Consider the following 12,551-nt stretch of genomic DNA (forward strand, 5'->3'; position numbering starts at 1 on the left):
AAAATGTGTATAGATCATAATGTTGACACTGAGTCTTTATTTGAGTTAGTTGATCAAGAAAATCAGCAAGATAAAGAAAAAATTAAAAAATTTATTAAGTATTTTTATAGTTTTGTTTATAAAAGCGACCTAAAAGCCAACGATAAGTTTTTGCTATATATTGTAAACGATGCTTACAATTTTGTTTCTCAAAAAGAGAAAGATGAAAGTAAGTTAGTAGTAAGCAATATAGATGATATACCAGGAATAGAAGGCGATTTTACCACGATTAAGATAACAAACGATGATATGCCATTTTTGGTTGATTCTGTTATTGCAACTATTAAATCGCACAATTTAACCATATGCTATTACAGCAACAGCATAATTAACATTAAAAGAAAAGATGGCCTAATAGATGAGATTTACTCCTTGGAAGAAAGCAATGGAGTCAAAGAATCAGTTATATATGTAATTATCAAAGGTATAAGTGACAGTTTTGTTGATACATTAAAAGAATCTCTACAAAAAACGCTGAAAGCAGTTAATTGCGTTGTGAAAGATTGGCACTTAATGCTCAAGAAACTTGATGAAGCAAAAAGTCTTCTTTTTGCCATCGAGCAGCCAGCGTCGAACGCTGGAGTGACACCAGGAAAAGATTTCTTAGATTGGCTAAAAAACAATAATTTTGTATTTCTAGGTTATCAAGAATATATTGCTGGTAAAGATGAAAAACTCGTCTGTGATAGCAAAAAGGACCTTGGCCTGATAAGAGTAGGTCAAAGTACGTTGATTCCTTCTGCAAACCTTGATTCCCTATACATATTGAGATCAGATCTAATCTCAATAGTCCATCGGCGTACATACATGAATTGTATAGGAGTAAAAGAATTTGATGACCAGGGTAATGTAGTAAAGGAACGGCGTTTTTTCGGGCTATTTACTTCTGTAGCGGAGGTCCAAGATATTCGAACTATTCCAATAATAAGAGATAAAGTTAAAGTTATAGAAAAAAATGCAGGGTTTGTAACCGGGGGCCACAATAACAAAGCTTTAATTTCTATTTTACAAGCATTCTCTTGTGATGAATTATTCCAATCAAATGAAGACGAATTATTTAAAATTTGCATTTCGATCATGTCTCTTGCGATTAGGCCAAGGGTCAGATTATTTTTAAGAAGAGTAAGGGATTTTATTAGTTGCATAGTGCTGATACCAATGCGTTATGCTAGCGCTAGGCTAATGTTCAAGATACGTGACATATTGAAGGATGAGACAAGTGCAGAAAGTTCAGATATTTATAACAATCACATTATCAATGAATATGATTTGATGAAATTGCATGTAATGCTAAAGACCAAAAATGCTAGTGTTCCTGATGACGAAGTTTTGCGTATCGAAAACAAATTGAGGAACATTACGGAAAAGTGGGAAGATCGTTTTATAGACAATTTATATAATACTTTTAGTACTGTTGAGGATATATTCATCCGTTATTGCAAGGCATTTCCAATAAGCTATCAAGAGAGTTTCGAACCTCATGACGCATATTACGATATGAAAAAATTGGAGATAGTGAGGAAAAAAGGAGTTAGCGAGGTCGATTTAAGACTTACTTGTGATAATCTTAATTATCAATTAAAGGTTTATACTCCAAGCAATAGAGGCCTTGAATTATCGAAGATATTAAGGATCACTAAGAATTTGGGAGCTAAGATTCTATCTCATAATGGCTATTACATAGAAATTAACGGCGGAATATGGATACACCATTTTGTGTTGTCAAGAGTCGATGAATTAATAGACAACATTACTCTAAAAGAGCAATTTGAAATAACACTTGCGAAAGTGTTTAGAAAGGAAATTAAAAATGATTATTTCAATAGTTTGGTCATTATTGCTGGACTGGAGTGGAAAGAAGTGCTTCTGGTTAGAGCGCTCAGTGCTTACCTAAAGCAGACGTCATTTAACTACAATCCAGAATATATCCAAAAGGTAGTCTCAGAGTATCCAAAAATAGTAAAGTATTTGATACAACTATTTCATGCAAGATTTGATCCTAGCATAGACATTGATAGAGCAGAAACCACGGACATTTTCATAGAAAAAATTGAGGAACTTCTAAAAGAGATCAGCAATGTTTCACATGATTACGTTTTGCGCTCGATATTTAACTTGATAATGGCTATTTTAAGGACCAGTTATTATCAAGACGATAAACCATATTTATCTACAAAATTTGACTCAAATAAAATAAATGGTTTGCCTGATCCTCGTCCATATCGTGAATTGTATATTTATTCAAATCTTTTTGAGGGAATACATCTAAGAGGAGGGAAATTGGCCCGTGGTGGCTTAAGGTGGTCGGATAGGACGGAAGATTTTCGCACTGAAGTTTTGGGGCTCATGAAAGCTCAGATGACAAAAAATGCGGTTATTGTACCTGTTGGCGCAAAGGGTGGGTTTGTAATTAAGCAAGTTTATAAAGACAAAGATATTTTAAGAGAGAAAGGTGTTGAATGCTATAAGAGTTTTATCAGGGGAATGCTTGACATTACTGATAATGTAGTTAATGGCAAAATAATTCCACCAGAGAATGTGATTAGGTATGATGAGGATGATCCATACTTGGTAGTTGCAGCAGATAAAGGCACTGCTTCTTTTTCTGACTATGCAAACCAAATAGCCTCTGAATACAATTTTTGGCTTGGCGATGCATTTGCATCTGGTGGATCAGCAGGTTATGATCACAAAAAAATGGGTATTACAGCCAGAGGTGCATGGATTGCAGCGCAGAGGCATTTTTGGAAAATGAATAAGGATATTTACCAAGATGCAACTGTTATTGGAATTGGAGATATGGCTGGCGATCTATTTGGAAACGGTATGCTGCTTTCAAAAAATATACATTTAATCGGCGCATTTAACCATATGCATATTTTTATTGATCCAAATCCTAGTGCAGAAAAGAGTTTCACAGAGCGTAAACGTCTCTTTGAGTTACCATTTTCAACTTGGATGGATTATAACAAAGATTTGATTTCTAAGGGTGGAGGAGTATTTGAGCGTAGCAGCAAGCAAGTAAACATTTCTCAAGAAATAAAAAAATGCTTTGATATAACAGAAGATATGCTACCTCCAAGTGATTTGATTAGATATCTACTCAAAGCAGAAGTGGACTTCATATGGAATGGAGGAATTGGCACGTTTGTTAAGGCAAAGAGTGAAAATCATAGCATGGTCGGTGACAAAGCAAACGATGAGTTAAGAGTAAATGGTAAAGATATTAGAGCTTCTATGTTTATAGAAGGCGGAAATTTGGGATGCACACAGCTTGGAAGAATAGAATATGCTGAAAGAGGTGGATATATAAATGCAGATTTTGTTGATAATTCAGCCGGAGTGATATGTTCGGACCTTGAAGTTAACATCAAGATTGCATTTGTTTCAGCTATGAAAGCAGGGGGTGTTTCTTTAGAAAAAAGGAATGAAATACTGGCAAGTATGGTGGACGAAGTTGCATCCAAAGTGCTTGAGAACCACAACAGAATTGAAACAAAAGCATTACTTCTTGAGTGTTTGCAAGCTAAAGAGAGATTGGAGCAGCACCACAGGTTACTGCTCAGTTTAGAAAAATCTGGGCTGTTAAACCGAAGCGTAGAATTTCTTCCAACTGAAGAAGAGATAGCAAGGATGTTAACTGGTGCAGAAGGTTTCAGTTCTCCTCATCTTTCTATTCTAATGTCTTATGCTAGAACGGCAATAAAAAATGACATTATACATTCCGATCTGCCTGAAAAAGATCTTATATCTAATGACTACTTGCTAGGTTATTTTCCTAAAAAGATGATAACAAAGTTTAAGGATTTCATATTAAAACACCAACTTCGTAGAGAAATTATCTCTACTTGCATTGCAAATGATGTAGTGAATAGAATGGGCTGTATATTCATCAATAATTTGGCTGAGAACACTGGAATTAAGGTACAAGAAGCGGTTAACATATATATTGTTGTTAACCACCTGTATGATTTAAACAGCCTGTGGCAGAAAATTGATGAATTGGATGGAAAAATTGATGTTAACTCATACTTACAAATAGTGAGGAACGTGCAGAAATTTATTGGCAGAGTATCGTTTTGGTTAGTGAAAAATCTTGGCAAGCTTAGCTTTGTAGAGTTGGATGATGTTACAAAATTTAAAGATGCAATTGAAACTTTAGGCCAGAACTTAACTGATGTTTTAGATGAACACCTATTAAAGGTCTGTAGCCATGGATCAACTTCTTTAGTAGAACTTAATATAAATAAAGATCTAGCAAAAAAAGTTGCTGATCTATACGTTCTTGCTTATGCACTGGACATTATATCTGTTGCTGAACAGACATCTTTGTCCATTCTTGATGCTGGTAAAATATACTTTGAGTTAAAGTCGCTGTTAAGATTCGATCTGATTAGAACAATTGCCATCAAGATGAAAAGCCGCTCTTCTTATTGGGATCGCAGCTTAGTTAATGATTTATTGGACGATTTAAGCAATTACCATCACAAGCTAGCTGTTAAAGTCATAAAAGCTACTGATAACCCCGAAGATAAGGTTCAAACCTGGGCTTGTAATGATAAGGACTACATAGAACGTTATAATAGTTTTTTAGATGAGATAGTTGCTTCTAAACTTGATTTAAGCAAATTAATATTTATAATCAGGAGGATTAAAGTACTTGCTTCATAGGAAAAATGTTTAATATAGGTCTTTCAGAAATTTTGGTCGTTGCTTTAGTGAGCATAATTGTTCTTGATAGAAATAAGGTGCCTGTATTTATTGATCTTATTAGGAATACATATAGGTATCTTATGATTATAAAATCAAAAGCTAGGAGGTTATTGAAAGACGCAGGAATTGAAGACTTATATAAAGAGTGTAATACTGAGAAAGTAAATTACATAGTTGGTAAAAATGGTAAGCTTTATCCTACTTACGATATAGATAATACATCTAAAGATAATGACAGCGAAGATTCTAGTAGTAGATGATGTACTATCTAATGTCAAGCTTTTAGAAGCTCGACTAAAAGCAGAGTACTATACGGTTATCGTAGCTCATGATGGTGAAGAAGCTATAGATTTAGTAGCAAAGCAGCAGCCTGATATTATATTACTTGATATCATGATGCCAAAGATGAATGGCTTTCAAGTTTGTAAGGAGCTAAAGAGTGATCCCTTGACAACCCATATTCCAATAATTATGGTAACTGCACTGCATGATACTCACAATAGAGTACAAGGCATTAATGCTGGTGCAGATGACTTTCTGACTAAACCAATAAACGAAACTGCTTTATCTGCGAGAATTAAGTCTCTCACACGCTTAAAGATGATTATCGACGAATTGCGTTTGAGAGGAGAAACCAACGCTGAGATTGGCGGAGTAGCAGGAAACAGTATTATGGATTATTCTAATCAGATTTTTGATGCTAACATACTTGTTGTAGATGAAGATGTCTTTCAAGCAGAGCAGATATATAATGTACTAAAGCACCGCTTTAGGTCAATTAAAATACTGAGTGATCCAGTGGAGGCATTAAAGGTTGGTATTAAGAATAATTACGACCTGATCATTTCTGATATGCAGTTTTCAAAAACTGACGGCCTGCGTTTGTGTTCTGAGTTTCGTAGTAAAGTGGAAACACGCTATACACCAATTCTGATTCTTTCTGAGGATTATGATAAAAACAATTTAGTAAAAGCACTTGATGTAGGTGCTAATGATTATTTAACAGTACCTTTGGATGAGGGTGAGTTAATAGCAAGGGTTAATTCGCAAGTAAAACGCAAAAGATATCAAGATGCCTTGAGAATGAATTTATTTAATAATGCGGAAATGTCTATAAAGGACCCATTAACTAACTGTTATAATAGAAGATATTTTGATGCACACTTAAGAAACATTGTTAAGGACTCTGTGGAAAAGGATAGAAGGTTGTCTCTTATGATACTTGATATAGACTATTTTAAGATGGTGAATGACAGTTTTGGGCATAGTGCTGGAGATGAACTTTTAAAGCAAGTACAGAAAAGAATTTCTGAAAATATCAGAGTGACAGATTTACTAGCTAGGTTTGGTGGTGAGGAGTTTGTTGTTGTAATGCCAGATACCAATGTATCAGATGCGTACACTATTGCGGAGAGAATACGAAAAATTATTGCTAAAGAACCTTTTATACTTGCGGACAAAAATACAACCCATAACATAACTGTTAGCATTGGAATTGCAGAAATGCAAGGATCTGACCTTGACGATATTAAAAAATTTATAGTACGTGCTGACAAATATTTATATAAGGCAAAAAACAGTGGTAGAAATAGAGTGGTTACTGGCTATAGCTAAAGTGGCTTAAGTTTACCGACAACCGTCATTCCGCTACTCGTTAGCGGAATCTATGCTGAGATACCGCGAATGAATCGCGGTATGACGTGTTGCTTGGGTTAGCTATAGATTTCTGAAATGATTTCAAAAAAATGATAACTAAGGTTAAAGCGACAACATGAGGTTTCTCAGCTCTGGAAATTTCATGTTTAACTGCAAAAATAGATACTTATTTAAAAAATATCCTGTGACTTTCAGTCCTAACTGAAATTCTTGGAATGAGTAGCTGTTTTGTAGGTTATTATTGTATACATCATGCAACATTTGTGGAAAAGGTAGGAGTTTATCTGCATAATAATCTCCTGCTTTTTTTGACACTGCTCTACCAGTTTTTGGAGAAATAAATTGTAAGTTTTCCTTAACACCTGTTACAGCACATTTGGATAAGTCTAACTTGAATCCCAATTGCGTAAGAAGCAGAAGCTCTAAGTTAAGATAATGGCTTTGCCAAGACTGATTGTTGTGTTTAATTACATCGATGAAATATCGAAAATTGTCATACAGCATGGCACAGGGTTCACTTTCTGGAAGCACTTTTTCTAAAATAGAGGAGAAAGAGACAATAGTAATGCTTTTTAACCTATCTTGAAAGAAATGATGGAATGGAGATTCGATTAATTCGCACTTTAAAAAACCCAGATTTTCAGGTAACTTAGCACTCCATTCTGCATGTAATAGATTACTTATCTGAAACTTATAATTGCTATTGTTTGTTAGCTTAGTTAATCCCCTGCGCTTTCCATGATTTTTTGTAAACAGAGAAAGAATTAAGTTTTTATCGCCGTATTTTTTAGCAGCTATAATGATGCCTTCATCTTTCCATCTCATTTAGAGTATATTGACCGTATGATATTATAGAAATAGTAAAATTAGTACAGCAAAAACTACGTCTTTGAGCTTAAATCAACTAAAATATATTGACTTTATGTGCAATATTAGCTTTAAACCAGTAAAACAAACTGCTTAACATATGAGTTTTTTCTATTCTAATTACATTCTTTTTTTATCTTTATGTTGTTTTCTGCTTTTTTCGTTACCTTCAACAAAAGCCCAAACGAATGATACGTCAGTTGTTCCTATACCACAAAGGAAAAAAGAAACAGTTGAGCACACTGTTGTAGCACAACCGAGGCAAATTATCGAAATGCAAGAAGAAGTCATTATTAACGAGGGTAAAGAATTCATTCCAGTTCCAAAAAGAAAAAAAAGTGTAGGGAAGAAACTAAGAAGGGATGTTAGAGAGGCAAAAAATGAAATAGGAAACGAAAAAAGCGTTGAGAATAAAAAGGATGAATTAGTTGTAACAGAAATTATTAACTCTATAAGAGACAAACTTACAAAATGCTGGAGCATTCCTGAAAGCATAGCTTACAAAGAAAATTTTAATATAAAAATTAACTTATTATTATCCAGTCAAGGCGAGATAATTATGGCCGATGTAGCAGACAGTGATTCCTATCGAAATAATCCACTTTTCAGGTCGATAGCAGATAATGCAATGCGTGCAGTATATAAATGTAGCCCATTGACTGGCTTGCCTACTCAGCACCACCACATTTGGCGTGAAGTAACACTAGACTTTATTCTAAATGGGTAAAATCTTACAATAGACCTCTTATATTACCTTCTGTCATCCAAGTAGTCAGGCTACTTGGATGACAGAAGTAGACACTTCACATTATCATTCCAGCGCTCCTTTCTTGTCATGCCAGTGCGTGACACTGGCATCCAGAAAAAAAATAGATCCCAGTGTCTGGGCACTGGGATGACGTAATACGGTTCTTGGATGACAAAGAAGGGCGGGAAAAACTCTGTAGTCAGCAGATTTTCAATCAGGAACAGCCAAAGATCTCTCTAAGATGTCAGTTTCTTTTGTATCTGCAACTTTACCGTCCTGATCGAATGAAATTTGCAGGGACTTACTGCTATACTTCCTTTTTCCTAAGAAGTTAGCTTGTTTAATTTTATATGAGACATAGTACCAAACATTGTCATCGAGCTTTGATACTAATATTGGTGATCCTAAAGTGTGAACCACTTTTTCTTTATCGTCACCTGCTTTTATCTTGCTCCACAATTCAACACTAATGCCAGGAGCTCCGTGGTTGTGAATAGTGTGTGTGCAGCTCACTGTAAATAATAAAATAAAAGATATTAATACTCGCATTTCTGTTGATAAATTACTTGAAGCTATAATACACTAATAAATTACCTGCCGTCAAATTTCAAAAAGTTAAATTGACTGATTCTCAATATCACTTAATATAATATTTACTTTAGAAAATAATAGGTGTCTTATGTCATTGTTAGAAGCAGATCCAATATACAAACCTTTTAATTACCCTTGGGCGTATGATGCGTGGCTGCAGCAACAAAGAATCCATTGGATACCTGAGGAAGTTCCGCTTGCTGATGACGTGAAGGATTGGAAAACTAAACTTTCAAACGTAGAGAAAAATCTACTAACTCAGATTTTTAGATTCTTTACTCAAGCGGACATTGAAGTAAATAACTGCTATATGAGGCATTATTCAAATATATTTAAGCCAACAGAGATATGCATGATGCTTGCAAGTTTTTCCAATATGGAAACCATACACATTGCAGCTTATTCTTATCTTTTAGACACAATTGGCATGCCAGAAAGCGAGTATCAAGCATTTTTAAAGTATGATGCTATGAGAAAGAAATATGAATACATGCTGGAATTTGAGGAAAGCAAAAAACACGATAAAAAACATGTAGCTAAAACTCTAGCAGTGTTTGGTGCATTTACCGAGGGGTTGCAGTTATTCGCATCGTTTGCAATTTTGCTCAATTTCCAACGCTTTGGAAAAATGAAAGGCATGGGGCAGATAATCGCCTGGTCAGCCCGTGATGAAACTTTGCACACCAATTCAATTATTATGTTATTTAATACATTTATTAAAGAGAATAATGAAATTTGGGACAACGAGTTTAAAGAGGAATTATATTCTGCATGCCGCACTATTGTTGAGCTTGAGGACGAATTCATAAAGCTTGCCTTTGATTTAGGAGATGTTGAAGGACTATCCGCAGAAGAAGTGCGCAATTACATACGCTACGTAGCAAACAGACGGTTAATGCAATTAGGTCTTGAGTCCATATATGATGTCAATGATAATCCTATTCCATGGCTCGATGAAATACTAAATGGCGTTGAACATACGAATTTCTTTGAAAATAGAGTAACAGAGTATAGTCGTGCAGCAACTCAAGGCACATGGGAGGAGGCTTTTACTGAAAACGACACGAATAATAGGTGAGTGCTAATTTCACTCTTCTTTGTCATGCAAGTAGCTGACACTGGAATCAGTTTTTTGATCGAGAATGTTGTATAGTGCATAATCAATTTTCCTGGATCGAAGTAGTCAAGGCACTGGGATCTAATAGATAATATTCGTGCAGTACGCGCGGGAGTAACAAAAGCTGCTTGTCTTTCATAATGTTTCGTAGCAATAGGCAGTTTTGCTTTACTTAACAACCAACTTACCATATATATGTCCATAGGACATTGGTATATAAGAACGTGCTACAACTATTAATCTTACTCACGGTCATCACTTCAGTTGCATTCTTTGGTCATTTAGTTCCAATGGAAGCAAAAACCTTCTTGTACTCAACGAGCCTGAGTATAAAAGAGGTTTTGCTATTTATAATGCCTTTTATTATTTTTGCGTTAATCTTTAGCAGTGTTAACAATCTTAAGCAGTCAGCTATAAAGTTTATATTGTTACTTATTATAATGATCTTCTTATCGAATCTGGCTTCAAGTTTAATAGCTTATTCTGTTGGGCATTTTATCATACAAAACACTTATTCAATACAAGATATAACGTATGAAGAAACAATTGTTCCTTTATGGTCGTTTAGGCTGCCTGCATTGCTTTCTAATTTTTATGCCCTTGCCTGTGGATTTGTGTCCAGCATAGTAGTGTCCACACTGCTACCCAAGAAAAGCAAAGAGCTTTCGAACAAAATGTTAGATTTAACTCTCTTTATTTTGAAGACGTTTTTGACGCCGATTATTCCAATATTTGTACTTGGGCTTGCTTTAAAAATGCAGCATGATCAAGTTTTATCTATAATATTTAAGGATTACTCAATAATTTTCATTATTATAGCATCTGCAACCTACCTTTATGTTTTCCTCTTATATGGAGCAGCAAATTCATTCAAGATCACAAGCTGGATAGCTAGTATAGGCAATATGATACCGGCATTTATTACTGCGATGAGCACAATGTCTAGTAATGCAACTATGCCGCTTACTCTTGAAGGAAGCAAAAAAAATGTAAAGCAACCTGATATAGCATCGTCTGTTATACCAATAACTGCTAGCTTCCATTTAGTAGGTGATTGCTTTTTTGTTATAATATTATCAATGGTAATTACTTCTGGTTATTTATTGTCCACAACGGACTATGTAACTTTTCTTCTCTATTTTTTGTTATTTAAGTTTGCTATCGTTGCAGTGCTGGCAGGAGGAATTATGGTAATGCTACCTATTCTTGAGAAATACCTCAAATTTTCTCCAGAAATGCTTTCGTTAATCACAGCCTTGTATATAGTGTTTGATCCAATAATCACTTCAGCAAATGTTATGGGTAATGGTGCCTTTACTATGATGTTTACAAAACTCTATGATAAGCTTAAGTAATGTCTATTTTAGCGATTGATACTGTAGGTACTGGTAGTTCAATAGCAATAGTTGATTATGATGGTAATTGTTTTGTAGAGCGCAATTCCGCCAGCAACAATCATGTAGAATCATTTTTTCAAATTCTGAATACTTTGTTTGATAAGCACAATTATAATTATGATAAAATAGATCATTTAGCGGTAGTAGTTGGACCAGGAAGTTTCACTGGAATTAGAGTTGGTATATCAGCAGCACAAGGTATAAATCTTGCTACAAATAAGCCATTATACGGAGTTAATGCGCTGGAAGTTCAAGCTTACACAATATCTTTGCTTTGTACGAATAGCAAAAAAAATATCAGAGCTATAATCAAAAATGCTCAAGGGTTTTATACGCAGTTATTTGATTTCAATTTATTGCCGCTATCTGGTCCAACTGCAGCACGTGAACCTGGATCCAAGTGTCACGCTACAAGCAGTGACTGCATTACACATATGGATTGCAATTTAAATGCTAGCCATGCAGGACTATTGGTTCATTATAGACTGAAGAACAAGCAAAAATTAAATGAAGTTGAGGCTCTATATTTAAATGAGCCTCAGTATATGAAATCATTATAGACTATTCTTTCGCGTACATACAATGTGGCTAAGCCTGTGCATCTGGTTTACTATCTCTTGAGCTACTTCTTTTATACTCATATCTGAATTTTCTATCTCTATGGCACTCGGTGGTATAAATAAATTGTTAATCCTAAATTGCTCTATCATGCTATTTACATTAGTCACCTTCCTATTTTTTCTTTGCCTTTTTAATGCAATACGCTTTTGTAATGTCGGTAGATCACACCTAAGTACCACAGGAAGGATTTCTGTGTTCATTTTTTTACTAAGCCTTACTATTGAATCATACATCCTCATGTTCTGGTCATTATTTTCCATCAACTCATCAATAAATATGTAATTTTTTGAGTGAATCGGATAATTTTCTATTACCTGAAGCATAACTTGCATAATGTCATATATTCTATCTTGAACTTCTTTAGGTATTTGATCACGTTCAAAGACACCATTGTATATAGAGCAAACTTGAACATTGTTATAGAACTTACTATTTACAATTAATGCGTCTATCATATTGGACAATTCTATTGCTGTGGAAAGTTTACCACTTCCTGAAAGACCAGAGAGATATATGAAAAATCCTGCTGGCTGTTTTTTTGTGTTAATACTTACCATATTATTTTCAATCTTGAAACTTACATTTATAATAACATAAAAACAAAGCTTTAAAACATATGAAATATTACATAGAAAATTATTTTTATAGTTAAGATATTATGTAATTTAGAAACATAAATTCTGTATATAAACTCTATAATAACGATAACTATTTTTAAGCAAGCTACAACACAAAAGTGTTTGATATTCAGAAAGCAAGACAGAGTGGCATAGACTTATTAGTTTACTACAAGCCTTTTTTC

The 12,551-nt window shown here is 34.4% G+C and carries 12 protein-coding genes; 8 read left to right on the forward strand and 4 right to left on the reverse strand.

Annotated features, from left to right (window positions below; genetic code table 11):
* Positions 1-3: 3 nt before the first annotated feature.
* The 3 genes from AAGD68_RS04825 to AAGD68_RS04835 are packed head-to-tail and all read left to right on the forward strand — an operon-like array spanning position 4 to position 6,366.
* Complete coding sequence (locus tag AAGD68_RS04825; RefSeq protein ID WP_341814153.1) at positions 4-4,710, forward strand: NAD-glutamate dehydrogenase; 4,707 nt, start codon at positions 4-6, stop codon at positions 4,708-4,710.
* Between the two features lie 5 nt (positions 4,711-4,715).
* The gene (locus tag AAGD68_RS04830; protein WP_253307184.1) at positions 4,716-5,012 is read left to right on the forward strand and encodes a hypothetical protein; all 297 of its coding nucleotides are present in this window, start codon (positions 4,716-4,718) and stop codon (positions 5,010-5,012) included.
* Positions 4,984-6,366: a PleD family two-component system response regulator gene (locus AAGD68_RS04835; protein WP_264688012.1), complete on the forward strand. Its 1,383-nt coding sequence runs from the start codon at positions 4,984-4,986 to the stop codon at positions 6,364-6,366. The genes AAGD68_RS04830 and AAGD68_RS04835 overlap by 29 nt, the downstream gene beginning before the upstream one ends.
* A gap of 144 nt (positions 6,367-6,510) precedes the next feature.
* Here the strand turns inward: AAGD68_RS04835 and recO are convergent, their stop codons facing one another.
* The gene (recO, locus tag AAGD68_RS04840; protein ID WP_253307186.1) at positions 6,511-7,233 is read right to left on the reverse strand and encodes a DNA repair protein RecO; all 723 of its coding nucleotides are present in this window, start codon (positions 7,231-7,233) and stop codon (positions 6,511-6,513) included.
* Positions 7,234-7,375: 142 nt separating this feature from the next.
* Between recO and AAGD68_RS04845 the strand changes: the two genes are divergently transcribed.
* Both AAGD68_RS04845 and AAGD68_RS04850 read left to right on the forward strand, forming a co-directional pair.
* A complete protein-coding gene (locus tag AAGD68_RS04845) occupies positions 7,376-8,002 on the forward strand; it encodes a hypothetical protein (protein WP_265045069.1) in 627 nt (208 codons plus the stop codon).
* Positions 8,003-8,056: 54 nt separating this feature from the next.
* Entirely contained in the window at positions 8,057-8,179 is a 123-nt protein-coding gene (locus tag AAGD68_RS04850) for a hypothetical protein (RefSeq protein WP_264688014.1), read from the forward strand.
* Between the two features lie 54 nt (positions 8,180-8,233).
* On the opposite strand, the gene AAGD68_RS04855 is transcribed toward AAGD68_RS04850, so the two are convergent.
* Positions 8,234-8,572, reverse strand: a complete 339-nt coding sequence (locus AAGD68_RS04855) for an outer membrane protein assembly factor BamE (RefSeq protein WP_341814154.1) — start codon at positions 8,570-8,572, stop codon at positions 8,234-8,236.
* Between the two features lie 130 nt (positions 8,573-8,702).
* Here AAGD68_RS04855 and AAGD68_RS04860 point away from each other — a divergent pair, with 130 nt between their 5' ends.
* Positions 8,703-9,692: a ribonucleotide-diphosphate reductase subunit beta gene (locus AAGD68_RS04860; protein WP_253307200.1), complete on the forward strand. Its 990-nt coding sequence runs from the start codon at positions 8,703-8,705 to the stop codon at positions 9,690-9,692.
* Here AAGD68_RS04860 and AAGD68_RS04865 read toward each other — a convergent pair.
* Positions 9,641-9,922, reverse strand: a complete 282-nt coding sequence (locus AAGD68_RS04865) for a hypothetical protein (protein WP_341814155.1) — start codon at positions 9,920-9,922, stop codon at positions 9,641-9,643. The two genes, AAGD68_RS04860 and AAGD68_RS04865, sit on opposite strands and share 52 nt — an antisense overlap.
* Positions 9,923-9,955: 33 nt before the next feature.
* Here AAGD68_RS04865 and AAGD68_RS04870 point away from each other — a divergent pair, with 33 nt between their 5' ends.
* A complete protein-coding gene (locus AAGD68_RS04870) occupies positions 9,956-11,086 on the forward strand; it encodes a cation:dicarboxylate symporter family transporter (protein ID WP_320109612.1) in 1,131 nt (376 codons plus the stop codon).
* Positions 11,086-11,688 carry a tRNA (adenosine(37)-N6)-threonylcarbamoyltransferase complex dimerization subunit type 1 TsaB gene (tsaB, locus tag AAGD68_RS04875; protein WP_264688015.1) on the forward strand — a complete coding sequence of 201 codons (603 nt, stop codon included), beginning with the start codon at positions 11,086-11,088 and terminating at the stop codon, positions 11,686-11,688. The genes AAGD68_RS04870 and tsaB overlap by 1 nt, the downstream gene beginning before the upstream one ends.
* Here the strand turns inward: tsaB and AAGD68_RS04880 are convergent.
* A complete protein-coding gene (locus AAGD68_RS04880) occupies positions 11,683-12,306 on the reverse strand; it encodes an AAA family ATPase (protein WP_341814156.1) in 624 nt (207 codons plus the stop codon). The two genes, tsaB and AAGD68_RS04880, sit on opposite strands and share 6 nt — an antisense overlap.
* Positions 12,307-12,551: the final 245 nt, after the last annotated feature.

It is taken from the genome of Wolbachia endosymbiont (group A) of Machimus atricapillus, from assembly GCF_964027095.1.
Lineage (GTDB): Bacteria > Pseudomonadota > Alphaproteobacteria > Rickettsiales > Anaplasmataceae > Wolbachia.

Bases quoted from the DNA above. Each gene is read 5' to 3' on its own strand.
- AAGD68_RS04825 (WP_341814153.1), top strand. From the start codon at position 4: ATGTGTATAGATCATAATGTTGACACTGAGTCTTTATTTGAGTTAGTT.
- AAGD68_RS04830 (WP_253307184.1), top strand. From the start codon at position 4,716: ATGTTTAATATAGGTCTTTCAGAAATTTTGGTCGTTGCTTTAGTGAGC.
- AAGD68_RS04835 (WP_264688012.1), top strand. From the start codon at position 4,984: ATGACAGCGAAGATTCTAGTAGTAGATGATGTACTATCTAATGTCAAG.
- recO (WP_253307186.1), bottom strand. From the start codon at position 7,233: ATGAGATGGAAAGATGAAGGCATCATTATAGCTGCTAAAAAATACGGC.
- AAGD68_RS04845 (WP_265045069.1), top strand. From the start codon at position 7,376: ATGAGTTTTTTCTATTCTAATTACATTCTTTTTTTATCTTTATGTTGT.
- AAGD68_RS04855 (WP_341814154.1), bottom strand. From the start codon at position 8,572: ATGCGAGTATTAATATCTTTTATTTTATTATTTACAGTGAGCTGCACA.
- AAGD68_RS04860 (WP_253307200.1), top strand. From the start codon at position 8,703: ATGTCATTGTTAGAAGCAGATCCAATATACAAACCTTTTAATTACCCT.
- AAGD68_RS04865 (WP_341814155.1), bottom strand. From the start codon at position 9,922: ATGGTAAGTTGGTTGTTAAGTAAAGCAAAACTGCCTATTGCTACGAAA.
- tsaB (WP_264688015.1), top strand. From the start codon at position 11,086: ATGTCTATTTTAGCGATTGATACTGTAGGTACTGGTAGTTCAATAGCA.
- AAGD68_RS04880 (WP_341814156.1), bottom strand. From the start codon at position 12,306: ATGGTAAGTATTAACACAAAAAAACAGCCAGCAGGATTTTTCATATAT.